The organism is Sedimenticola sp. (assembly GCF_050289425.1).
Taxonomy (GTDB): Bacteria; Pseudomonadota; Gammaproteobacteria; order Chromatiales; family Chromatiaceae; genus Sedimenticola.
The window spans coordinates 94814-119446 of sequence record NZ_JBNKFS010000004.1; the positions used below are offsets into that span (position 1 = coordinate 94814).

23 protein-coding genes and 1 riboswitch are annotated in these 24633 nt (G+C 53.2%); of the genes, 6 read left to right on the top strand and 17 right to left on the bottom strand.

The genetic code is table 11. The features are described from left to right. Window positions 1-309: 309 nt before the first annotated feature. From cobD to cobU, 6 genes are read right to left on the bottom strand one after another with little or no spacing between them, the layout of a single operon-like run. Window positions 310-1293: a threonine-phosphate decarboxylase CobD gene (gene cobD, locus ACQY5R_RS03805; RefSeq protein ID WP_428604716.1), complete on the bottom strand. Its 984-nt coding sequence runs from the start codon at window positions 1291-1293 to the stop codon at window positions 310-312. After that, on the bottom strand, window positions 1286-2188 hold the full coding sequence (gene cbiB / locus ACQY5R_RS03810) for an adenosylcobinamide-phosphate synthase CbiB (RefSeq protein WP_428604718.1): 903 nt from the start codon (window positions 2186-2188) through the stop codon (window positions 1286-1288). Before cbiB ends, cobD begins: the two co-directional genes overlap by 8 nt. Next, a complete protein-coding gene (locus tag ACQY5R_RS03815; protein WP_428604720.1) occupies window positions 2185-2925 on the bottom strand; it encodes an adenosylcobinamide-GDP ribazoletransferase in 741 nt (246 codons plus the stop codon). The genes cbiB and ACQY5R_RS03815 overlap by 4 nt, the downstream gene beginning before the upstream one ends. A gap of 22 nt (window positions 2926-2947) precedes the next feature. Next, window positions 2948-3553 carry a histidine phosphatase family protein gene (locus ACQY5R_RS03820; RefSeq protein ID WP_428604723.1) on the bottom strand — a complete coding sequence of 202 codons (606 nt, stop codon included), beginning with the start codon at window positions 3551-3553 and terminating at the stop codon, window positions 2948-2950. Window positions 3554-3555: 2 nt separating this feature from the next. Beyond that, the gene (cobT, locus tag ACQY5R_RS03825) at window positions 3556-4605 is read right to left on the bottom strand and encodes a nicotinate-nucleotide--dimethylbenzimidazole phosphoribosyltransferase (RefSeq protein ID WP_428604725.1); all 1050 of its coding nucleotides are present in this window, start codon (window positions 4603-4605) and stop codon (window positions 3556-3558) included. Then, window positions 4602-5129, bottom strand: a complete 528-nt coding sequence (gene cobU, locus ACQY5R_RS03830; protein ID WP_428604727.1) for a bifunctional adenosylcobinamide kinase/adenosylcobinamide-phosphate guanylyltransferase — start codon at window positions 5127-5129, stop codon at window positions 4602-4604. The genes cobT and cobU overlap by 4 nt, the downstream gene beginning before the upstream one ends. 88 nt (window positions 5130-5217) lie before the next feature. Next, window positions 5218-5426: riboswitch (cobalamin riboswitch) on the top strand. Between the two features lie 46 nt (window positions 5427-5472). On the opposite strand from cobU, the gene bluB reads away from it, so the two are divergent. The 5 genes from bluB (at window position 5473) to lexA (ending at window position 11871) form a co-directional block, all read left to right on the top strand. Beyond that, the gene (bluB, locus tag ACQY5R_RS03835; RefSeq protein WP_428604730.1) at window positions 5473-6207 is read left to right on the top strand and encodes a 5,6-dimethylbenzimidazole synthase; all 735 of its coding nucleotides are present in this window, start codon (window positions 5473-5475) and stop codon (window positions 6205-6207) included. Window positions 6208-6520: 313 nt separating this feature from the next. Further along, window positions 6521-8527 (top strand): sodium-translocating pyrophosphatase, encoded by a 2007-nt coding sequence (locus ACQY5R_RS03840; RefSeq protein ID WP_428604732.1) that lies wholly within the window; start codon window positions 6521-6523, stop codon window positions 8525-8527. A gap of 265 nt (window positions 8528-8792) precedes the next feature. After that, window positions 8793-9248: an RNA recognition motif domain-containing protein gene (locus tag ACQY5R_RS03845; protein ID WP_428604734.1), complete on the top strand. Its 456-nt coding sequence runs from the start codon at window positions 8793-8795 to the stop codon at window positions 9246-9248. A 132-nt stretch (window positions 9249-9380) separates the two neighbouring features. Next, window positions 9381-11177: an ATP-binding SpoIIE family protein phosphatase gene (locus ACQY5R_RS03850; RefSeq protein WP_428604736.1), complete on the top strand. Its 1797-nt coding sequence runs from the start codon at window positions 9381-9383 to the stop codon at window positions 11175-11177. Window positions 11178-11265: 88 nt separating this feature from the next. Then, window positions 11266-11871: a transcriptional repressor LexA gene (gene lexA, locus ACQY5R_RS03855; RefSeq protein WP_428604982.1), complete on the top strand. Its 606-nt coding sequence runs from the start codon at window positions 11266-11268 to the stop codon at window positions 11869-11871. Window positions 11872-11901: 30 nt separating this feature from the next. On the opposite strand, the gene ACQY5R_RS03860 is transcribed toward lexA, so the two are convergent. The 5 genes from ACQY5R_RS03860 to ACQY5R_RS03880 all read right to left on the bottom strand — a co-directional run bounded on the left by ACQY5R_RS03860 (window position 11902) and on the right by ACQY5R_RS03880 (window position 16019). Then, on the bottom strand, window positions 11902-12243 hold the full coding sequence (locus ACQY5R_RS03860; RefSeq protein ID WP_428604739.1) for an SET domain-containing protein: 342 nt from the start codon (window positions 12241-12243) through the stop codon (window positions 11902-11904). Window positions 12244-12317: 74 nt separating this feature from the next. Then, on the bottom strand, window positions 12318-13139 hold the full coding sequence (locus ACQY5R_RS03865) for a polysaccharide deacetylase family protein (protein WP_428604741.1): 822 nt from the start codon (window positions 13137-13139) through the stop codon (window positions 12318-12320). Window positions 13140-13252: 113 nt separating this feature from the next. Further along, window positions 13253-15577, bottom strand: a complete 2325-nt coding sequence (locus tag ACQY5R_RS03870; protein ID WP_428604744.1) for a Tex family protein — start codon at window positions 15575-15577, stop codon at window positions 13253-13255. After that, the gene (locus tag ACQY5R_RS03875) at window positions 15561-15707 is read right to left on the bottom strand and encodes a hypothetical protein (RefSeq protein WP_428604746.1); all 147 of its coding nucleotides are present in this window, start codon (window positions 15705-15707) and stop codon (window positions 15561-15563) included. Before ACQY5R_RS03875 ends, ACQY5R_RS03870 begins: the two co-directional genes overlap by 17 nt. 114 nt (window positions 15708-15821) lie before the next feature. Then, window positions 15822-16019, bottom strand: coding sequence for a hypothetical protein (locus ACQY5R_RS03880; RefSeq protein WP_428604749.1), 198 nt, complete (start codon window positions 16017-16019; stop codon window positions 15822-15824). 293 nt (window positions 16020-16312) lie between these two features. Between ACQY5R_RS03880 and ACQY5R_RS03885 the strand changes: the two genes are divergently transcribed. Continuing rightward, entirely contained in the window at window positions 16313-16483 is a 171-nt protein-coding gene (locus ACQY5R_RS03885) for a hypothetical protein (protein WP_428604752.1), read from the top strand. Between the two features lie 880 nt (window positions 16484-17363). On the opposite strand, the gene ihfB is transcribed toward ACQY5R_RS03885, so the two are convergent. From ihfB to zipA, 6 genes are all read right to left on the bottom strand, one after another. Further along, a complete protein-coding gene (ihfB, locus tag ACQY5R_RS03890) occupies window positions 17364-17672 on the bottom strand; it encodes an integration host factor subunit beta (RefSeq protein ID WP_029133775.1) in 309 nt (102 codons plus the stop codon). 82 nt (window positions 17673-17754) lie between these two features. Continuing rightward, window positions 17755-19431, bottom strand: coding sequence for a 30S ribosomal protein S1 (gene rpsA / locus ACQY5R_RS03895; RefSeq protein WP_428604756.1), 1677 nt, complete (start codon window positions 19429-19431; stop codon window positions 17755-17757). Window positions 19432-19534: 103 nt separating this feature from the next. Then, entirely contained in the window at window positions 19535-20200 is a 666-nt protein-coding gene (gene cmk, locus ACQY5R_RS03900) for a (d)CMP kinase (RefSeq protein WP_428604759.1), read from the bottom strand. Then, complete coding sequence (aroA, locus tag ACQY5R_RS03905; RefSeq protein ID WP_428604762.1) at window positions 20201-21526, bottom strand: 3-phosphoshikimate 1-carboxyvinyltransferase; 1326 nt, start codon at window positions 21524-21526, stop codon at window positions 20201-20203. A gap of 166 nt (window positions 21527-21692) precedes the next feature. Next, complete coding sequence (gene ligA, locus ACQY5R_RS03910) at window positions 21693-23708, bottom strand: NAD-dependent DNA ligase LigA (protein WP_428604764.1); 2016 nt, start codon at window positions 23706-23708, stop codon at window positions 21693-21695. Continuing rightward, complete coding sequence (gene zipA, locus ACQY5R_RS03915; protein ID WP_428604766.1) at window positions 23705-24556, bottom strand: cell division protein ZipA; 852 nt, start codon at window positions 24554-24556, stop codon at window positions 23705-23707. Before zipA ends, ligA begins: the two co-directional genes overlap by 4 nt. Window positions 24557-24633: the final 77 nt, after the last annotated feature.

The following is a 24633-nucleotide window of genomic DNA, read 5'->3' on the forward strand; positions in this document are numbered from 1 at the left end:
GCTATACCGGCGACCACACCCGCATACACTTAATTTAGGAACAATATTCAACTCATATCTCTCTTATAATACGAATTTAATATACATAAATAACGTGCATCTGAGATCATTCCTACGAACAGATAAGTGATATCCTACAAAGATAAGCCCAATAACACCTCTAACTTATCATTTGAGTTAACCGAAAAATATGCAACATCCAGACCACCCATATATGTATATGTAATATAAGCGTTAAAATATAGATAGTATTCTATGATGTAAAATATTCTGACAAAGTAAAAATATACCCCCCTACTTCAGCACCGGTTAAGAGTGGTGCTGTAGAAGGCCTCGCTCCAACCTCTTCCACTGCGTTTCCACTCCCGGCAACCCGAAGCGTAAGGCCGATAGTTCGGGAAACTGCCGGATCAGTATCCCACTCTTCGCTAACGTGTCGGCAACCCGGTCGGCCTCGGGAGTCAGAACATATTGAAATAATGTGCTCCCCCCATCCGGCTTTAAGCCAGCACACGTCAGTAACCCTGCAAGCCTGTTTGCAGCCATGGGTAGTTCACGACGCATCCGCGACTGCCACACTTGGTCAGACAGCGCTTCGGTAGCTACCCAACGTGACGGTCCGGCAATACTCCATGGCCCCTGCTTCTCTTCCATTAGTTCAAGCAACCTATCTTCGGCCAAGACAAAACCCACACGCGCCCCGGCTAAGCCGAAAAACTTACCCAGTGAGCGAAGAATGATTAAGCCAGACATTGGAGAAATACCGGCGAGGCTCCCCTGTGGCGTGGCATCCATGAAAGCTTCATCCACTACCAGCCAGCCCCCCCTGTCGGCCAGTCTTTTATGCCACTCCAGCAACTGTGACCGCGAGAAAGTTTTGCCGTCGGGATTATTGGGATTACAGAGCACCAACACATCCAGTTTACTAAGATGGTGATCGATATCGTCTGCCGACACCTTTTCAACCTGGTGCCCCTGACAGCGCCAGCCGTGCAGATGCTCACTAAAACTCGGATGAAGAACACCGACTCTAGATGGCGCCCTCAACGACGGTAGGAGTTGGATGGCCTGCTGGGTACCGGCCACCGGCAACAATCTCCCACATCCATAGTACCCGCTTGCGGCCTGTTGGAGACCGTCGTTCTCATCAGGCAAGCGTAACCAACAATCAGCCGGCGGCATTGGGGGTGGCCATCCCTTGGGGTTGATGCCGGTTGATAGATCAACCCACTGCGACGCTGGTATTCCATATTTTGATGCAGCCGCCGCCAGATTTCCGCCATGTTCAAGCAAGGATCCACCCCCCGACTAATACGACCACGATCCAGAGAATCATGTTTTTATGCAACAAATCGATAGCACGATAAATATCGCCCGAGGACGGCGACTGCCCTACCCCAAAATACGCTTTATCCACCGAGGTACCCCAATAGGAGCAAGGTCCGCCCAACATCACGCCCAGCGCCCCGGCCCCTGCCGTCATCACCACGCCGGCATTTGGACTATCCAGCAAGCCCGACTGAGTCCGCCAACTGGTGAGGCTGGCACGAGCGTTTCCCATCATGGCGTAGCCCAATGCCGTGATACGGGCCGGCAACCAGTTGAGCAGATCATCCAGACGGGCCGCACACCAACCAAACTGGCTAAACCGCTCCGTGCGATAACCCCACATCGCATCCAGCGTGTTGACCAGACGATAAAGCACTACCCCGGGAGCGCCGGCAACAATAAACCAGAACAGGGGCGCGAAAATGGCATCGGCCCCGTTTTCCAGCACAGATTCTATGGTAGCCCTAACAATATCGGTACGCTGCATAGCGGTCGTATCCCGACTGACTATCATACCAACCCGCTGTCGGGCCAGTTCCAGATCTGCCATTTCAAGCGCGTCAATAACCGCCCTTGCATGCTCAACCAGACTCCGGGCACCCACGGCAAAGTAGAGCAGTGCCATATCAAACAGAGGACCCAACCAGATGCTGAGGGCGAGGCTACTTAATACTAGGGGGGGGACCAAGATAGTGACGCCCAGCACGCCAACCATATGTTTCTTGCTGCCCGGCTGCCTGTTAAATCGACGCTCGACATATTGCGCCATACGACCAAAACCAACCAAGGGATGCCACTTTTTCACTTCGCCCAACAGTTGATCCAGCAGCAGCGCTATTACAATCACCACCGAGGTCATATCAGAAGTGCCGCCACAACCAACACCGTTGCCTCAATCACTTCACACAGCGCCCCGGCCATGTCCCCGGTAAACCCTCCGGTACGGGAGATCACACTATGGCGAAAGAGATAGAACAATCCAAAGACACTAACCAGTAACCATAACGCCCCCCATCCTGCTATCAGCAGGCAGAACAGGAAGGAGGCCAAAAACACCCAGCCAGTCTCGGTAACGGGGACATTCGCTGCAAGAGTGGAACCCAACCCCGAAGGCCGGACATAGGGAAGAAAGCGGAAGACAGCGACCAATCCGAGCCGACCCAACATCGGCGCCAGTAAGACACTTTCCCAATGTTCGTGGCTAAGCAAGGAGTCGAGCGCGGCAAACTTTACCAGCAACAGCAAGACCACGGCCGCCACCGCGACAGGACCGCAGCGGGGATCCTTCATAATCTCCAGTGTTCGCTCCCGGCTCCCAAGCCCACCTATCCAGGCATCCGCCATATCGGCTAAACCATCGATATGCAAGGCGCCCGTCAACATCACCCAGATTACCAGCAGCAATACGGCCCGTAGAGGAGGTTCCGTTCCACCTAAAAAACTGTCTACCGTTACCAGCAGCAACCCTAGCAGCAGGCCCACAAATGGATAATAGAGTAGACTTTGCCCCTGTTCCCGCTCACTCAACATCTGATCATCGGTTGGAACCGGCAGGCGGGTCAGGAACTGTAACGCAAAGTAAAAAGATCTAATCATTGTTTACTTGTTTTAATGAAGTTTAACGGAGCGAGCCACAGTGGAATACCAATCTTGGGCAACCCTGCTCAATACGAATCCGACTGATTCCCGCATAGGGCAGCTCCAACCTAAACAGGTGACGAAGGGGGATTCCCAACACCTGACCGATCAAGATGCGATTCACGCCGCCATGGGCCACGATCAACAGATGCCGACCGGCTGAGGTGGCCTGGATATCTTGCCAGGCGGACACCACACGGGATTGAAATTGCATCATCGGCTCCCCTCCCGGCGGAGGACAATCGATAGGGTTGTTCCAGAACTTCGTGAGCGATTGGGGAGACACCTTAAACAGCACCTCAGGTGAGCAGCCTTCCCAATCGCCAAAGCCGATCTCCCGAAGTCGCTCATCACGTTCCATGGGGATATCCAGTTTTTCACTTAACTCCTCGGCGAACTCCGCACAACGTAATAGCGGAGAAGAGCGAATACAATCCCAAGTAGCGTGGTCGGTGGTCGCCTGACGCATCTGCTGCCAACCCCGATCACTCAAGCGGTCATCACGCCAACCGCGAAACAAAACTCCGCCCTCAGGCTCTCCGTGACGTATTAGATCAATCGTGGTCACGGCGTCCGTATTCGACACATTCACCCCTCTGCCACACCTGAATCGGCGAAGGTTGCCATGCCGTTATGCAGATCACAGGCCACTCGCAGCAAAGGTAAAGCAGTTGCAGCGCCACTGCCTTCTCCCAGGCGCATCCCAAGATTCAGTAAGGGCTTGGCATCCAGCGACTGCAACATAGCCTGATGGCCCGGCTCGGCAGATTGATGAGAGAATAGTAACCACTGCCGCACATCGGGCTGACAGCGCACCGCCACCAATGCCGCCGCCGTAGTGATATAGCCATCAATCAGGACGGGGATGCCCAGTTGCGCACAGCTAATATAGGCTCCGGCAAGCGCCGCAATTTCAAAGCCGCCTAAGCAGCGCAACGCTTCCAACGGCTGGTGGGTCAAATCGTCATAACGGGATATAGCCTCTCTCAGCAACGCAGCCTTGTGCGCAACGCCTTGACGATCGAGTCCCGTTCCCGGTCCGGCCAACTTTTCGGGGTCACACGGAAGCAGTACACAGCCCAGAGCCGCCGCAGGTGTGGTGTTTCCGATACCCATGTCACCGCCGATAAACAGTTCAGCCCCTTGCTCTTTGGCCCTGAGGGCGGCCGCCCGCCCGGCATTGAGGGCGATGGCTAGTTGCTCCGGGGACATGGCGTCTTCATATTGCAGATTCGCCGTACCGGCACCCGCGCGATGACTGATCACACCGGGTAGATCAGCCGGTTCAACCACCGTGCCCACATCCACCACTTCAAGTACCGCGCCCAGGGAGTTTGACAGTACGCTGATCGCCGCCCCACCCGCCGAGAAATTGGCCACCATCTGTACCGTCACCTCTTGAGGAAAGGCGGAGACACCGGATGCGGCTACGCCGTGATCAGCGGCAAAGACCGTAATTTGAACCTTATCCACCCGCGGTGCTTCACTGCCCTGCAAAGCAGCCAATTGAATCGCCAAGGTTTCCAGCATGCCCAAGGAGCCGGCCGGCTTGGTCAATTGACCCTGCCTCTGCGTCGCCTGTGATGCGACGGTTTGATCCGGTAATAGCACCGAGTGAGTAAGCCAGTCTGTGTTCAAATCTGTTCCCCTTTTAATGTCAGTGGCAAACCCGCCACGGTTAATATTACCCGGTCACATAGCTGGGCCAGCTGTTGATGTAGCCAGCCGGACTCATCCTGAAAACGTCGGGATATTTCACCCATGGGTACAATACCCATACCGACTTCATTGCCGACCAGAATTAGATTGCCCGGCAGTTCAGGCAGGAGGCGGATCAATGCCGCCGTCTGTGCCCGGAAATGTCGTCCCTCTTCCATCAGTAAGATATTGGAGAGCCAGAGTGTCAGGCAATCTACAATCAGAAACCGTCCCGCCCCGCAGTGCTGACTGAGCGCCCCTGAAAGATTCACCGGTTCTTCAATGGTCAGCCAGGTTTCGGGTCTTCTGTCACGGTGTACTCGGATACGCTGATCCATCTCTATGTCGCTCTCCGCCAAAGCCGCGGTGGCGATATAGATCACTTCCTCACCCGACTCTTTTGCCAGCCGTTCCGCCAGAGAACTTTTACCGGACCGGGCTCCCCCGAGAATCAACTGTTTCACGTCGTGAACACCTATCGAATCAAAAGGCGCTCATTATGGAGGCCAAATAATCAGAGGTAAACTTTCTCGCTAAAACCTGTAAACTTAGCCGTTCAACATCTCTTCAGGTGCCCCGCCTTCGCGGCAGGGAGAATCGGGAAAGCGGTGTAATTCCGCTACGTGCCCAACGCTGTGATGGGGATTTCATGAGTGGATGACGTCCATAGAGGCCGTTGTCAGCCACTGGACTCAGGTCCGGGAAGGTGCCCATGAAAGATGATCCAGAGTCAGAAGACCGGCCTGAAGAAACTCAGCGATGGATACCTGGTCACGTATCCTCGATTTTCCAAGCAAGGGGAATATTATGGAAAATCAATCTGTTACACATCAACCAGAACTCGCGTTCGATGATAGCGAACGTAACGCACTGTATAAAGCGATCTACTCTCGCCGGGATGTCCGGGGACAATTCAAGCCTGATCCCATCCCGGATGACGTGCTGGCGCGCCTGTTACAGGCAGCCCATCATGCGCCGTCCGTCGGTTTCATGCAGCCGTGGAATTTCCTCCTGATACGCTCCCCGGAAATTAAACAGCAAGTTCACCAGTTGTTCCTGTCTGCGAACCGGGAAGCCGAGACGATGTTCGAGACGCCAGAGAAGCGACAGCTCTACAGTACCCTCAAACTGGAAGGCATTCTGGAGTCCCCGATTAATTTGGTTATTACTTGCGACCGGGAACGTGCGGGGCCCGTCGTCATCGGGCGGACCCACGATATGGCGATGGACATCTATAGCAGTGTCTGTGCCGTACAAAATCTCTGGCTTGCCGCACGCAGTGAGGGCGTGGGCGTGGGTTGGGTCAGCATCTTTGATCGGATGAAACTGAAAAAATTGCTCAATCTTCCGGCGCAGGTTACCCCGGTCGCCTACCTCTGCATCGGCTACGTAGCGCATTTTTTCGCCGAACCTGAATTGAAGAGTGCCGGCTGGCGCGATCGACTGCCCCTTAAAGACCTGGTCTACTTTGACCATTGGGAGAACAGCCACCCTGAAGAAGGGTGCACACTGTTATCTGTGCTGGAATCGACACCCTATTAATCTTAATCTCGGGGAGGGGCCTCTCCCTCTCCGTCAGTCAACTCCATCCCATCTCACTCATTATCAACCCTTGATATAGAGCAGGTTTTTACCCCCTATAGGGACTGTTAATGGACCCGGATTCGGATATACTCTTGATTGCTTTTATTAATCCGGCTATTTGAGTAATTTATCTTGCAACACCAAATGCAGTGCGATTCTGTTGTTCCATTTGCCTTACTGTCAGGACCGTCAAACTAGGGATTAATGCCACTCATTGTCATTAACCCGGACGGTTGTTTTTTTATGTTGAATAAAAAAAACGAGGGGAGAGATGAGTTTAAGTCACTTACTACCGCCACTATTGGGGATACTGGGCCTGTTTGCGGCCTTTAAAATTTATAAGCTGGTCATGCTTTACGAGACCGGTAATGAAAAAGTCACCAAAATTGCCGAAGCGATACATGAAGGCGCCATGGTCTTCATGAGACGTGAATACAAGATGCTGGGGACATTCTCAGCCGTCCTGGTCATCCTTCTGCTGTTTATGTTGGGCGTAAAAACCGCCTTTGCATTTGTCGTGGGTGCCAGTGCTTCTGCGCTTGCCGGCTATATTGGTATGTTTTCCGCCACTCAGGCCAATGTGAGAACCACTACGGCGGCACATGAAAAAGGTGCTTCTGAAGCCCTGTCCATCGCCTTCTTCGGTGGGTCTATTATGGGACTGTCGGTCGCCTCATTGGGTCTGATCGGCCTCGGCACCCTGTATCTCTTCTTTGGTGGCGATCCTGAGACGGCTCACGCCATACACGGTTTCGGCATGGGCGCCTCTACCGTTGCCCTCTTCTCGCGTGTCGGTGGTGGCATCTTCACCAAATCGGCCGATGTGGGCGCTGACTTGGTCGGCAAGATCGAAGCCGGGATTCCGGAGGATGACCCTCGTAACCCGGGAGTTATCGCCGATAACGTCGGGGACAACGTAGGGGACGTCGCAGGCATGGGGTCGGATATCTTCGAGTCTTACTGCGGAGCCATGATCGCGACGATCGCCATCGCCTCGACCATGACAGCGGATGTTCTCGACCCCATAGGCAAGCAGGCTGATTTGATGTTCCTGCCCCTCGCCTTGGCTTCCTTGGGATTAATCTGCTCCATTATGGGTATTTTGCTGGTGCGCAGGTACTCAGCCAAAAGTCCGGAAGTGGCGCTACGAACCGGCACCATAGGTGCAACAATTCTGTTCATTATCACTTCTCTGATTTTGATCAAGATAATCGGCGTCACAGCTGCTGTATGGGGAGCCGTGCTCTCGGGCGCTGTCGGTGGAATCATTATCGGACTGGTGACGGAGTATTATACCGCTGGCAAACCTATCATACAGATAGCCAAATCGGGTGAAACCGGACCAGCAACGGTTATGATTGCGGGTCTGGCAATCGGCATGCAGTCAGTCGTCATTCCGATTCTGACTATTTGTGCCATCATCTTCGCTTCCAGCTCGCTGGTAGGCCTGTATGGCGTAGGCATCGCCGCCGTTGGCATGCTGGCAACAGTTGGCATTACCATGGCAATCGATGCCTACGGACCGGTTGCGGATAATGCCGGAGGTATTGCCGAGATGGGGGGACTGGGTGAGGAGACACGTGCCATCACCGACTCCCTTGACGAACTGGGCAATACCACAGCTGCAATCGGCAAAGGATTTGCCATCGGTGCCGCAGCACTGGCCGCGTTGGCTATTATTACCGCATATGTGGAAACGGTCTCGGCAAACATCCCCGATTTTGCGCTCAGCCTGAATAATCCCCATGTGCTAATAGGCCTGTTCATAGGTGGCATTCTCCCCTTCCTGATCGCAGCAATCACCATGACTGCAGTAGGTGATGCCGCTTTTGACATGATCAAGGAGATTCGTCGTCAATTCCGTGAAATCCCCGGTCTGATGGAAGGTACGGCCGATCCCGATAGTGCCCGTTGCGTGGATATTGCCACAACCGCCGCCCTCAAAAAGATGATCCTACCCGGCGTGATCGCTGTTGCCGCACCGATGGTTATCGGATTTGTATTGGGGGCTGAGTCACTAGGCGGTATGCTCGGTGGGGCGTTGCTGGCTTGTGTTCTCTTGGCGCTAATGATGGCCAATGCCGGGGGGGCCTGGGACAATGCCAAGAAACATATTGAAAAAGGTAATTTCGGCGGCAAAGGCTCTGATGTACATAAAGCAGCGGTCGTCGGCGATACCGTAGGAGATCCGTTCAAGGACACCTCAGGTCCGTCAATGAATATTCTGATCAACGTTATGGCTATTGTGAGCCTGGTTATTGCGCCTTTGCTTAGCTAATCCTGGCTCGCGGATCAGGGTTCAATAACCTCTTTTCCCTGATCTGAGCCTCAAAGTGCCGGCGGCCCTTGTCTTCATTTGGTCGCCGGCACGCCTCCTTCCGCAGCAGACTAAGATAACTGCAATTTTCCGTATTCCGTCATTTTTTGGGTACAACCCCACAAGAACTGCTATATTAATAGTGTTATCAAGGGTATAAGCATGATCAGACCAAGCCTTTCAGGGCTGGTTTATTTGACATGACCGTCTGCGCAGGAATGACAATATGGAAATATTCGTTCGAAGGCTACCGAACTCAACAACTCGGCTTGACCTGATGCAGTTTATTTCTGCCGCACTCAAACCCAAATGGTATCTATTGCAGTTCTCTCCTATCGGTACGCTAGGCCATTGCGATATCTGTCGGATCGACGATCCAAAAACCAAACAGGTTGAATACCACGGAATCGTCCAAGTTGAACCGCCCTCAGCCGCGCTAAGTCTCATAAACCGGCTCAACGGAGAACTGTTCAAGACGAAAAAAGTGGAGGTACGAAAGTTCTTCCGCCGTTCTTCAAAAAGGGACAGACGACGAATTCAGGATAGTCAGCCCCCCAATGAGATTATTGAAAAACGCAAACAAGACCGCAGAAGATCCGGCATAACGATTGACTTTCTCCATGCAGGAATAACTTCGGATAAAGTGACACCTACGCGCGGCCTCAAGGTTCTGACGCATTAGATGCGGCAATAGCTCGCTGCGGTGGCAAGCAGGTCCTTGTGCTGCTTGGCAATGGTCATTGTCCGGGCTTTATCTTGGGGGAATACTTGAGAGTAAGTTTTGCTTCTATCGTAGCCATGGATAGCAAAAATCATGGATATCCTCTCCCCAAACCAGGCAACCCCTATGCCTACGTCTATTGAGTTGAAATTACCTATTCAGCATCACCGCGACAAACAAGAGAGACGAACAGCATTACTTATCGATGACAAACGACAGAACCAGGATTCACTTCGAGCGATCTTGGAAGGTGAAGGTTACCAGGTAGTCGAAGCGAACAGTCACCAGGAAGCTGCACAGCAATTTTCTCTCGCCAAACCGGATATCGTCTTCATCGACGTAAAAATGTCCGAATCGGATAATCATTCCACCGCCTGCCGATTGCTTGACAACAGTCTACCTCAATTCATACCCGTATTTTTCTTGTCCACACAGGCAGACGAAAATGCCTATTCAAGATGTATTGAATTAGGTGGACACGACTACCTGACCAAACCCGTTTCTCCGACTCTTCTGAAAGCCAAGTTACGGTCGGTGGAGCGCGTAAGACAAATCCACTCTGATGCGATGCGACTTTATGGTCAAATGCGCATGGACCAGGAGATGGCAGAAACAGTTTTTGATGGGGCCGTGATAGCTGGCAACGTCAAACTCGACTGTTTGCAAACAATAATCAAACCGGCCGAGCAGTTTAATGGTGATGTGTTATTAAGCGCCTATGCGCCGTCCAATGATCTGCACATATTGCTGGGGGACTTTACCGGACATGGCCTGGCTGCCGCGCTCGGCGCTCTTCCTGCAGCAGAAGTGTTTCGCGCAATGACCGCGAAGGGTTTTTCACCTCACCAGATCATCGCCGGAATAAATCAAAAACTACACACGCTGCTACCAACCGGAATGTTTTTTGCGGTCCAGTTTATCGCTATTAATCACAATCTGGATTTCGTTAAGGTAATCAACTGCGGCATGCCGGATGTTCTACTGATTGATGGTACCTCGTGCTCAATCAAACAACGTTTCAATTCACAATCATTTCCGCTCGGTATTAAACCTGATGTTGAATATCAGGAACTATTTGTTAGAGAGAAAATCACTCCAGGCGACCGAATACTGCTGGTCAGCGATGGGGTCACGGAGGCAAGAAACGGCAATAATGAGTATTTTGGAAAAGAGCGTCTCGAGTCGGCTATCGAAAATCAGCAAGAGGGTGATTCGATTCTTGATCGCGTCTTAAATGGATTGACTGCATTTTGTCAGGATGCGCCACAGGATGACGATATCAGCCTCGCCGAAGTTCCTTGCATACCAGATATCCTGCCCGCCTGGCAGGAAAAGGATAAAGCAGCGCCCCCCCACCCTACGCACGCTGAATTACCAAACGTTGAATCGATCAGTGATGAACCCTGGGAGTTTACCCTCACTCTTCCAGGGAGCCGCTTGAGTAGTGCTGACCCTATACCTCTCCTACTCAACCATATACAGGAGATGGAGGGCCTACGTAAACATAGGCGACTGCTGTTCACGCTGCTCAGTGAACTCTATGTCAATGCACTGGACCACGGCTTACTGAAACTGGATTCATCCATAAAGCATGCATCGGACGGTTTTTCCGCATACTTTTCACAACGGGAACAACGTCTGCAGAATCTTCATACCGGTTACATCAAGATTTGCATAAGTACTTACAGCACCGCCCAAGGCGGAAAAATGAAAATAAGAGTAGAAGATAGTGGTGCAGGTTTCGACCTTTCTATTATCGACGCTTATCGCCAGCCTCAATTAAAAGAGCCCAGCGGGCGAGGCGTCCAATTGATTTACTCTCTCTGCGAGTCAGTCCAGTACGAAGAACCCGGAAATTGCGTAGAGGTTGTCTTTTCCTGGGACCATTAGTCCAGGGGATCGCGATTACAACCCACTGTTTCCTTTTTGTTCTCGTTTGGCTATTATAGAACGATAATAGAACAGAGGGTGCCGCATGATTGATCACTTAACGCGCAGACAGCAGGAAATATACGATTATTTGCAAGCCAATCTGGACAAATTCTCCCATCCCCCCACGCTGGATGAACTCTGTACCGCGCTCGGCCTCAGCTCCAAAGGCTCACTGCATAAACAGATCCAGGCCCTGATCGACGCCGGATTGATTGAACCGATGAATAACCGTAGAAGGGGTATTCGTCTCACAGGACAGGGACAAGATGAAACAGAGGGGTTGCCGTTTCTGGGATATATCGCTGCCGGCCGACCGATTGAGGCCGTGGAGCAGCATGAAACCGTCCAAGTACCCGATTTTTTACATACTCAGCGACCTTGCTATGTCCTGCAGGTAAAGGGGGACTCCATGATTGAAGAGGGCATTCTCGATGGCGACCAAATCATCATTGAGCAGCGTGATCATGCGCGGAATGGCGAAATAGTCGTTGCCTTGGTGGATGGAAGCGATGCCACCCTGAAACGTATAGAACAAAAACCGGATTGTGTGATCCTGCACCCTGCCAATGCCAATATGTCACCGATGACCTATGAACCTAATCAGGTGCAGATCCAGGGCATTCTTGTAGGCCAGATGAGACGGTATCATTAAACCTTGTAACAACTATCACCTGGCTACAAGCTATTCAGCTTCATAATCGAAGGTGATTTCTTCATCCACACAAATGGATGCTCTGGCGTAAAGGTCGAATCCGTTGAATTCTGCATTCCCCGGGGATCGATGATTCAGATAACGCAGCAGGTTTTTCCCGCTGCGCCCTATAGCACTCTCTTCATCATCGGCTTCATAAACCCACAATACGTAAGTGCCGTTTCGTTTGGCGACTGGTCCGTGGTAGGTACCGATGTACTCGCCTTCAGCCAATGCTTGTCGGGCGAAGACACCGGTGCCATGAATCTTGGAAGGTGCTACGTAAATCAGCTCTTTGAGCTCGCTGTTTTTGATCCGGGACTCTAACTTCATCTGCCCTCCTCGCTTCTTATTTATCAATCAGTGCTAGCGGTCTTGGCTCGATTGTTTGAAGGAATTTGAAAAGTCTATTCTACAGGTGTGCTCTGTATCGCCACATGCTGTGCGCAACCATCAGGTACTCCCCAACCGATTTGGTGGCGTTTCAGCGTGGTATCGCCGATCCGTCTGAATAGCTCACTCATGGCGCGTATCTCCCATTGTCCACCCTTCCACATCACCAACAAGCGTTCAAAGACCGGCAGCAGCTCGCCACCTTCACGTTCTGCTGTCAGGCTGAACACTTCTCCATTCGGCAGGATTCGCTGGCAAGCTGCATAAAGGAATTGGTGTAGATTGTCGTAATTGACCTCTTTCTCTTTTAACAGCTCATCCAACGTGGGTAGTGTAGTGGGTATCTGCGGACATTGTGAGCGCGTACCCTGAAGCTCCGGTAGGAAGATATGCTGGCCGCGCACATCGGACGCAAATTCAAAGCCCATGGCCTCCTCCTCCGCCAACAAATGGGAATTGACCTGCCACCCTTTTGCAGCGAAATAGCGCGGTGCATGACCAAATAGTCTATCAAAAGCGTCAGCGGCGCGGAGCAGTTCCTGATGTGTCCATGGTGCCGACTGGAAAGCCACATCCTGTTTCCACTCGACCGGGGTGTAGGCGGAGATACCGACGTCATGTCCGGCATTTGCCACCGCCAACAGTTCATCCCGGCAGCGGTTACTGGTATAGGAGACGGGCAGCCGACGTCGAATAATCCGTGGGATATGATCACTTAACGGATAAAGTGAATAGTCAGGCCCAAGACTGACAAAAAATGAAGCCTTTACTTGATGCTCATCCAGCAAGCGCAGCAAGGCCGGCACCCCTTCCTGCACACCTTTCGCTGACGTCACCTCTATTCTCAGTGCTACTCGCAACTTCTTTATACACCTCGATAAAAACTTAGTGGCACGGGATACCGACTAAGTATACACACCGTTTAATTATTTTTTGGGATACCGCTGTGCTATCCCCTTTTTTTGAAAGCGTTGCTGAAAGCGGCAGCCATGGCCCCACTCGCCGCGGCATTAGCGGGGGATTGTTGGCGACCGCCTTTTTTCTGTTTTGAAGGGGTACGCTTGTCTTTGGCAGTATTATTCCCGCCTTTGTCTTGATTTACCTTATCACTTTGATCAGACAAACGCATGCTCAGGCCGATACGTTTTCTCGCTATATCCACTTCCATGACCTTAACCTTCACCAGATCACCGGTTTTAACCACTTCGCGGGGGTCTTTGATAAATTTGTCGGACATGGCGGATATATGGACCAATCCATCCTGATGGACGCCGATATCGATAAAGGCGCCAAAATTGGTCACGTTGGTGACAACGCCTTCCAACACCATATCCGGTTTTAGATCTGACAGGGTTTCAATGCCCTCTTTGAAGCTGGCCGTTTCAAACTGCCCACGCGGATCGCGTCCCGGTTTTTCCAACTCGGAGATAATATCGGTGACAGTGGGTACACCAAATTTCTCGTCGGTGAATTGCTCCGGCTTAAGCGTACGGAGAAATGCCTTATCCCCGATGATTTCCTGGATGCGGCGCCCCGCCTTCTGCAAAATTCGTTCAACCACCGGGTAGGCTTCAGGATGTACTGACGAGGCATCCAGCGGATTATCTCCGCCACTAATCCGTAAAAAACCGGCCGCCTGTTCAAAACTCTTTTCACCCAATCTGGGTACCTTCAACAACAGGCGACGATCCTTGAAGGCACCGTGTTCATTCCGATAGACGACGATATTTTCCGCCAGCGTTTTATTTAATCCGGAGACTTGGCCAAGCAGTGCCGGCGAAGCGGTATTGATATCGACACCGACCGAGTTAACACAATCTTCCACCACATTATCCAGCTGTCGCGCCAGGCGGGTCTGGTTGACGTCGTGCTGATACTGCCCGACTCCGATCGCTTTCGGTTCAATCTTCACCAGTTCCGCCAACGGATCCTGCAGCCGGCGTGCAATGGAAACAGCGCCGCGTAGCGTCACATCCAGCTCGGGCAATTCTGCCGAGGCCAGTTCGGAAGCAGAATAGACCGAGGCGCCCGCCTCACTCACCATCACCTTTTGCAGCTTCAGTTCGGGATGGCGCTTTGTCAGATCGCTTACCAAGCGGTCGGTCTCCCGTGAGGCCGTGCCATTACCGATGGCAACCAGGCGTACCGCATGCCGTTGCGCCAGTGCCGCCAACGCGGCGATAGAAGCATCCCATTGGTTCTTCGGGGCATGTGGGTAAATGGTTGCCGTATCCAGCACTTTCCCCGTGGCATCCACCACGGCTACCTTTACCCCGGTGCGCAAACCGGGATCCAGACCGAGAATCGGCAAGTTGCCGGCGGGCGCCGCCAACAACAGATCGTGCAGATTATGGCCAAATACCTTGATTGCCTCCTCTTCCGCCGCCTCGCGCAGGCGCATTTTCAATTCCAGATCCAGATGGCTGAATATCTTGACTCGCCACGCCCAGCGCACACATTCCTGCAGCCAGTTGTCCGCAGCACGGCCTTGATTCTCTACACCCACCTGACGTGCGATGGTCATTTCACAGGGTGATGTGCCGGAGATCGCTTCATCCACCACCAATTCCAGATTCAACAGACCTTCATTACGTCCACGAAACAGTGCCAGAGCCCGGTGAGAGGGTACCTGACGAATCGGTTCGGCATAGTCAAAATAGTCTTTGAACTTGGCCGCCTCCTGTTCTTTCCCCTTGGCCACTTGTGATTTGAGAACACCCTGATCCCAGAGATAGTTACGCAGTTTGCCCAGTAGCTCGGCATTCTCGGCAAAGGTCTCCATCAATATTTGCCGCGCTCCATCAAGCACCGCCTTTTCATCTGAAAAACCGGCCTCTTCGTTCAAATACTTCGCCGCTTCAAGCTGGGGGTCCAACGTCGGGTCGGTAAGCAGGGCCTGGGCCAAAGGTTCGAGCCCGGCTTCCCGTGCAATCTGTGCTTTGGTACGTCTCTTGGGACGATAAGGCAGATAAAGATCTTCCAAACGCGTTTTGGTGTCGGCGCTATTAATGTCCCGCTCAAGTGCCTCGGTCAACTTGCCCTGCTCCCGTATGCTATCAAGAACGGTGCGTCGCCGATCTTCGAGCTCGCGAAGATAACCAAGCCTCTCTTCCAGATTTCTCAACTGCGCGTCATCCAGTCCGCCGGTCTTTTCTTTTCTGTAACGTGATATGAACGGTACGGTAGCCCCTTCATCCAACAACCCCACCGCTGCCAACACCTGGGGCATGGCTACGCTTAATTCATCCGCAATCTGGTTAATTATCTTCTGCATTCGAACGTTTATCTCGGTTACGTAAAATAGTGAACAGGCAGCGATGCCGTTTCTCGGCATCGCTGCGCTCCTCGGCATAAATCCTTCCATGGATAAAGCCGTTCTCGCGCATCCCTGCGCTCCTCGGCATAAATCCTTCCATGGATAAAAAAAGCCGGACCAAACCGGTTCGGCTTACATCAGCATTAATGGTGTCAATTTATGGGGTTTCTGACTGCTGGCGAAAACGAAGATGGAGGCCACCTTACACGCGACAACTATCGCCATACACAGACATAATGGATTTTAGCTCTATCAATACCGACTGTAGGGCCGTACGACTCAGGTGTGACAGCTCAGGCAACACCTCGCCATTTTCCAACAGCTCAATTTCGCGTCTCACTTCCTGACAACCTTTATTACAGATTGCCTCGATGCAGGCCTCAACAGTCATGTTTTGCATAGTACCGCTTTTATCCACCAAAACTTGTCATCGATTATATAGGAGAGTGAGCAGAAGCTGCCAGATCGGATCCACAGGTTTACTCATTTCCTAAGATGATGCGATTAACCACCGGCTGGCGATAGATAAATCGCTGGTTAGCGGTTTAACTTGACGTAACAAATAATAGTTCTCTTTTTGTTCTATGCGTGATAGAGTAGAACCATTAGAGAACAACGGACTGTCCTAGCGTAAGACATCTACTGGGAAAGTAGAAAATATTTACTTAAATATCAAATCGTTAGGTAATGATCATGAAATACAATAGCGGCTATATCATGCAAGACCAGGTTCGTAACTTAATCCCCAGTTTGATGGCATGCCATCCAAGAAAAAAGCCGTCACGATCCGAATCCAGACTCCATCTGGTATCCGTTGCCGTCGTAACTTCGGTCTATCTATTGGCCATGGCTGTCTCGGTATAGGGCTTGATAGCCATATCACTCATCAACCTCTGGACACACCGGATAGCTGATGTGTCAACGTTGAGCTTCCCTGCTATTTATGGCCCGAACCATGCGGCCATAGAGGATGTATGATGGGGTCCGTGAACCCAAGCCCATTACGCCAATATTTTACGTTTTTACAAAAGTACAGTTTGTCCTATTCGGTTTCAGAACGACTACGCCCAACTCATAGACTACCTATCTAGGATCACAGTCACTGCTGCCCATTAAAAATTGTCTTGCATGAATGCAAGTAGTTGTAATCATGTGACGTTTGTAATTTCACGATTATTGACGACATGTCCATGCCTGCTTAAGGCGTTCCTTCTCCCTCAGGGAGAAGGACAGGATGAGGGGTAATAAAACCAAACGGTTATCTATATTCATCCCCTCACCCCAACCCTGGGCTACATGTTCCCGACGCAGCCAACCGACTACATCCCTGTAGTCGTCTCCCTCGGGGAGAGGGAGTTTATGAGACAGCAGTGGACCGCAGTTTGTAGTGACGACAGGACGATGGATGGAAGTAAAACCGGAACCAAACAGATTGCAAAATCTGTTTGGTTATTTTTTGGCTACAGAACTATAACCAAAAAGCGCGCCGTAACTTTTGCCCTTTGATTATATTGCGCTGGGGAAAATTGCAGGACTGGCGAGCCATCCTGTATCGGACAGCATATGCAGACCGCCTATCGGCTGTTGCCATCCCACAGCAAGAAGAGACAGCCGGAAATCCACGATGGCTAGCAAACAGAGACGTGGAATCCCATTACCCTGATTTCAGGACCGCCAAATATCGAGCAATCATTTAATCTGGAAGCGTGCTTCCAGATTAAAGAATGCGAGGTTCGCGAAATACTCAGCCGGTAATCTTAGAGCCGCTGGCGGCACTTTCGTTTACCCGCTCACGCAGTTCCTTGCCCGGCTTGAAATGCGGAACATATTTTCCTGCCAGTGCCACAGACGCTCCGGTTTTTGGATTGCGTCCTTGTCTTGGCGGGCGAAAATGAAGTGAGAAGCTACCAAAACCCCGAATCTCAATCCGTTCCCCAGAGGCCAGGGTTTGACTCATCTGCTCAAGCATGCATTTGACTGCCAACTCCACGTCACGGTATGCAAGGTGGCTTTGTTCTTTTGCGATGACGTCAATCAATTCAGATTTTGTCATTCTTTTTGAATCCCCTTGATTAGGCCGGAACCCCAAAACAGGGTTCCGGCTTACCTAGATCAACTGCGTTTACCGCAACGGATCACTTCTTGGATGCTTCGTCCATCTGTGCCTTCAGCATATCGCCAAGGGTGGCGGTACCTGTCGGTGCACTGGAGTAGGACTTGATCGCTGCCTGCTCTTCGGCAAAATCTTTTGCCTTAATAGAGAGCGTAATGGTGCGGTTCTTGCGGTCCACACCCAGGAAGCGGGCTTCGACTTCATCACCTTCTTTCAGCTCTGAACGTGCATCTTCTACACGTTCCCTGGAGATTTCAGAACCACGGATGTAGCCTTCAATACCCTCAGCCAGGGTCACAACAGCGCCGCGCTTATCCACTTCCTTAATTACGCCTTTGACGATATCGCCTTTAGCGTTGTTTGCCAAATAGGCCGAGAAGGGATCTTTGTCGAGCTGCTTAATGCCCAGAGAGATACGCTCACGTTCCGGATCGACAGAGAGTACTACCGTCTCCAGTTCCTGACCCTTCTTGTAATCACGTACGCCCTCTTCACCGGCCTCATCCCAAGAGATATCGGAGAGGTGAACCAGGCCGTCTATACCGCCGTCCAGGCCGATAAACACACCGAAATCGGTGATCGACTTGATCTTGCCAGTGACGTGGTCACCCTTTTTATGGGTCTCGGCAAACTCTTCCCAGGGGTTGTTTTTGCACTGTTTCATGCCCAGGGAGATACGACGACGTTCTTCGTCGATATCCAGCACCATGACTTCAACTTCGTCACCCAGCTGAACCAGTTTGGACGGATGGATGTTCTTGTTGGTCCAATCCATTTCAGAGACGTGTACCAGACCCTCGACACCCTCTTCGATCTCGACAAAACAGCCGTAGTCAGCCAGATTGGTGACCTTACCGAAGAGACGGGTATTTTCCGGATAACGGCGCGCCAGGTTTGCCCAAGGATCGTCACCCATCTGTTTCAGGCCCAGCGAGACACGCTGTTTGTCGCGGTCAAATTTGAGCACTTTGACAGAAATCTCTTCGCCGATCTCAACCACCTCAGACGGGTGCTTGACGCGCTTCCAGGCCATATCGGTGATATGCAGCAGACCATCGATACCGCCCAGGTCAACGAATGCACCGTAATCGGTGAGATTCTTGACGATACCCTTGATTTCGATACCTTCCTGCAGACTTTCCAGCAGCGCTTCACGCTCGGCGCTGTACTCGGTCTCCACAACCGCACGACGCGACACGACAACGTTGTTGCGACGCTGATCCAGTTTGATGACCTTGAATTCCAGGTCCTTGCCTTCGAGATAGGTGGTATCACGAACCGGACGCACATCAACCAGGGATCCTGGGAGGAACGCACGGATCTCACCCAGCTCAACGGTGAATCCGCCTTTAACCTTGCCGTTGATACGGCCGGTTACATTTTCTTCTGCCTCAAATGCAGTCTCGAGAACCTTCCACGCGTGATGGCGCTTAGCCTTTTCACGTGACAGACGGGTCGCACCGAATCCATCTTCAACAGCATCGAGAGCTACCTCGACCTGATCACCAACAGAGACTTCTACCTCTCCGGACTGGTTTAAAAACTGATTCTTGGGAATTACGCCTTCAGATTTCAGTCCAGCATTAACGATAACGGCGTCATTGGTGATTTCCAGTACGGTACCAACGATGATGGCACCGGTGCGCAGCTGAGTTTGCGCGACGCTCTCTTCAAAAAGTTCAGCAAAGCTTTCGGTCATGGGTTAATAATCCTAATCGGCGAACCGATTATTGTATCGACCTGATTACATCTCGGTCGACGCGGGTTGAAGTTAAAAAAACAGCCCGGTATCGGGCCACCAGTTACGCGAGATCAGGGAAGGTTTGGTAAACCCTATCCAAGACCCGCTCCAGCACTTCATCAATAGAGAGTGCCGTTGAATCCACAATCAGAGCCCCATCAGGGGCTTTCAGTGGCGCTACACTGCGGTTTCGATCCCGATCATCCCGTTCTCGAATCTCCGCAATCAGACTCGGTAGGTTAGCACTTAAACCCTTCTCTATCAACTGCTTATATCGTCGTTGGGCACGTTCTTCAGCGCTGGCATCGAGAAATATCTTTACATCCGCCTGGGGGAAAACCACGCTCCCCATATCCCGTCCATCAGCCACTAGCCCCGGTTCAACGGCGCAGGCCCTTTGCCAGGCCATCAGCGCCTCGCGAACCGCGGGCAGGGCCGCCACCTTGGAGGCGGCATTACCGGCTTGCTCGGTGCGGATCGCCAGGCTGACATCTTCGCCATCAAGCAGGACGGCCCCCTCTTTGAACTCGATATCCATACTGAGGGCCAGTTGGGCCAGTCGGGATGCATCATCCAGATCAACATCGGCCCGTTGTGCCGAGTAGCCGAGCAGTCGGTAAAGGGCCCCGCTATCGAGACAACGCCACCCCAAGATGGCCGCCAAACGGCTGGCAATCGTTCCCTTACCCGATCCACTCGGCCCATCAATGGTGACTACAGGCGCCATTTAATTCTCCTTTTTACTTTCGATCGCCAGGCCAGCCGAGGCAGCCAGGGCGACAAATCCGGGAAAAGAGGTGTTCACGTTACTGCAGTCATCGATCACTATTTCGCCCTCCGCCCGCAAGGCGGCCATAGCGAAGGCCATGGCGATGCGGTGATCACCGTGGCTGCCAACCCGGCCACCCCGTATGGGGCCGCCCTGAATTACGATACCGTCCGGTGTCGGTGTTGCATCCACGCCCAAAGCCTGCAGGCCGTCGGCCATCACCTGGATTCGATCACTCTCCTTGACACGCAGCTCTTCGGCACCGGTCAGAACGGTTGTACCCTCGGCACAGGCAGCCGCCACGAACAGTGCGGGAAATTCATCGATAGCCAGAGGCACCTGATCCACCGGTATCGCTATTCCCCGCAGTCGGGCGGCGCGCACGCGCAGATCGGCGACCGGTTCGCCTCCCACATCCTGGCGGTTCAGAATTTCGATATCCGCCCCCATCAAGCGCAGGATATTAATCACGCCGTCACGGGTCGGATTGATCCCCACATGCTTCAGCAGCAGATCCGAACCGGAAGCTATCGTCGCCCCCACCAGGAAAAAAGCCGCGGAAGAGATATCTGCCGGGATATCGATATCGCAGGCAGTCAATTTCCCCCCGCCGTTCAGGGAGACCGTTGCGCCCTCTTTGACAACCGGATAACCAAACCCGCTCAACATACGTTCGGTGTGGTCCCGGGTCGGCGCCGGTTCGGTGATCCGGGTCGTGCCGCTGGCATAGAGTCCGGCCAACAACAGGCATGACTTGATCTGGGCGCTAGCCACCGGTAGTCGATAATCGATAGCCGTCAATTCCTCAACCGGTTGGATCTTCAGGGGGGCGGTCCCCTGCTCGGTGGTCTCCACCCGGGCACCCATAGCCGCCAAGGGATCGGTCACCCGACGCATCGGACGCCCTGAGAGCGAACGGTCACCGACCAGCGTCAATGCCAGACCCTGCCCAGCCAACAACCCTACCAACAGACGCATGGAGGTACCGGAATTGCCGAGATCCAGAACCCCCGCCGGGGCTTTCAGCCCATGCATACCGACACCCTGAATAGTGACTTCACCGTCAGCGGGCCCTTCGATATCTACGCCCAGCTCGCGAAACGCCTGTAACGTCGCCAGACTATCCTCACCCTCCAGAAATCCTCTGATATGCGTTGTGCCCTCGGCCAGCGAACCGAGCATGATGGAGCGGTGTGAGATCGATTTATCCCCCGGCACTCGCAGGTTGCCGGTCAGGCAGCCCCCTGGACGGACATGGAAAATCAGATTATCGGCTGAACTCAATGGAGTCTCCAGAATATGAACAAGGGAGGAAAAGGCCGCACAGCTTAGTCTTAAATAGACCGTATGTAAATACTAAACCACAATAAGAAACAATGAGTTAGATTGATTGTCACCAACGGGACCTGATCAGGAACCGCTCTCTCGGCCCGAAACAAATCAGAGAGTTCTACTGCTCCAGCAATCGATTGAGTCCGGTCTCGTCCAGAATCGTAATACCCAGTGACTCGGCCTTGGTCAGTTTAGAGCCCGCCTCGGCGCCGGCAACCAGGTAATCGGTCTTTTTCGAGACACTGCCGGTCACCTTGGCACCCAGGGCAATCAGCTGTTGCTTGATATCCTCTCGCGGCCGGCTCAACGTGCCGGTGATGACAAATACCTTGCCAGCCAGGATCTGGCTGTCGGCATCCGGTATGGCGATGGGCTCCCAACGCACCCCCGCCTCCATCAGCGCCCTAATCACCTCCTGATTGTGCGCCTGTCGGAAAAAGGTGAACACATGCTCGGCTACCACCGGCCCCACATCCGGTACCTGCTGCAGTGAATCGCTATCGGCCTGCATCACCGGCTCCAGGTCGCCATAATAATTCGCCAGTGACTGGGCAGTCGTCTCCCCCACTTCACGAATGCCCAGCGCAAACAGGAAACGTCCCAGCGTGGTCTGTTTGCTCTTTTCCAAGGCATCAAGCAGATTTTCGGCCGATTTTTTACCCATCCTTTCCATCTTCTCCAGGGCATCCAACCGGAGGCGGAACAGGTCGGCCGGCGTCTCCACCATATCGAGGCTGACCAACTGATCGACCAGCTTATCCCCCAGTCCCTCGATATCCATGGCCCGTCTGGAGGCGAAGTGCTTGATCGCCTGACGCCGTTGTGCCGGGCAGAACAGCCCACCGCTACAGCGCACCACCGCCTCATCCGCATCACGGATTACGTCGGCGCCGCAGGCCGGGCACTGCTCCGGCATCTTGAATGGCTGGGCGTCAGACGGACGCTGCTCCGGAATGGCGCGCACGACCTGGGGAATCACATCTCCGGCCCGGCGAATGATCACCGTATCGCCCACCCAAATGTCCTTACGCCTGATCTCATCTTCGTTATGCAGGGTGGCATTGGTGACCGTTACACCCGCTACGTTGACCGGCTCCAGCCTGGCCACCGGTGTTAACGCCCCTGTTCGACCCACCTGAACGTCGATCGCCACGAGACGCGTCATCTCCTCTTGGGCGGGGAATTTCTGGGCGATCGCCCAACGCGGTGCGCGGGAGACGAAACCCAAACTCTGCTGCTGCGCCAGGCTATCCACCTTGAACACCACCCCGTCGATCTCGTAATCCAGGGAGGCGCGCCGTTCTCCTATCTGTCGGTAGTAGTCCAGGCAGCCGGATACGCCTTCGACGGTACGCATTTCTGGAGAGATCCTTAATCCCCAATCGGCTAGGCGTCGGATGCTTTCACTTTGTGTGGCGCCCAGGGGACCGCTAGAGATCTCTCCAAATCCATAGCAGTACATGGCCAGCGGCCGCTGGGCGGTAATCCTGGAGTCGAGCTGCCGCAAACTACCGGCTGCGGCATTGCGGGGATTGGCAAAACCCTTTTCCCCCTTCTCCCTTGCCCGTTCATTCAGCTGCTCAAAACCGGCCAGGGGCATGTAGATTTCGCCACGCACTTCCAGCACCGCGGGCCAATCCTCACCCATCAGTTTTAGCGGGACGGAGGGGATGGTTCGTACATTATGGGTGACATCTTCCCCACGGGCACCGTCGCCACGAGTCGCTGCCTGAACCAACAGGCCCGCTTCGTAGCGTAAGCTGATGGCCAGTCCATCGAGTTTGGGTTCCGCGGTGTAGACCACGTCCCCGGTAGCGCCGAGACGCTCCTTAACACGGCGATCAAACTCCCGCATCTCCTCGTCGGTAAAGGCGTTATCCAGCGATAACATGGGTATCCGGTGCTGCACCTCGCCAAATCCATCCAGCGGCTGGGCGCCGACCCGCTGTGTGGGTGATTCGGGGGTAACCAGTACCGGATACTGCTGCTCCAGCGTCTGCAGCTCGCGCAGCAGCCGGTCATAATCGCTATCCGGGATCAGCGGGTCATCCAAGACGTAGTAGCGATAATTATGCAGATTGAGTTGCTCGCGCAGTTCAGCCGCGCGCTGTGAAATCGCAGAGGGTGTGCTCATCGTTTACTGAGGGCCAGTTGTACTTGTCGGCGGTGTTCCAGGATTCGTCCACGGATATGTTCGATGGTCTGTTTACTGAGCACGCTGTGGGTCTCGTCCTGCAGCTCGCCATCCAGCAGCGCCGCCAGGCGCTCGGCAGTAAACAGCATATCGGAAAAGGCAGCCAATCCATCCTTGGGTCCGGGCAGTTGCCCAAACAGCACCAAGCCGGGAGTGCTGAATTCGCTCATCTGGTCCAGCGGAAAGATACCCGGCTCCATCATGCTCGCCATGCTGAACACCACCCGCGACTTAGGATCGTCTGCCGCATAGCGGTGAAAGATATTCATATCGCCGTGCTCCAGTTCGACATCCTGGGCCACCCGCAGAATCTGCTCACCGGTAAAGGTATTCCCTTTGGCCGCCACCACGTTGATTTGCAGGATGAGTCCCGGCAACCCTTCCTGTACCAGCGGGTCCAGTTCATCATCCGGGTCATCGGCGGTGAATGAGAAAGACTCCTGATGCACCTCGACCGGCGAATCGTCGATAACCGATGCGTGCGCCACGCTGTCGAGCCGCTGCAGCTCCGCTTCCAGATCATCCGAAGCCAATACATCATCGATGGGGGGGTGTACCAAAGGCGGTTCAGGCGCATCGTCGGTGTCGCTCACGCGACTCCACTTAGGGTCGATACGCTCACTCCGCGCCTCATCTGGCGCCAAGTCTGAGGCCGGATCTTCCAGTTGCGCCTTGCGTATGGCGTGCACCCGGGCGTTGACCTGCTTGTGGCGATCCCAGAAGTAGATCCCCAGAATCAGGCCCACACCGGCAAGAAACAAGATCAGTCGAAGTATATCGGCATCCATTCTGTTACTGATTCACTCGTGTGAGTAGCGTGTAGTGGATAGTACTGCGCTGCCAATCTTTTTTGTACGTTTTTTCA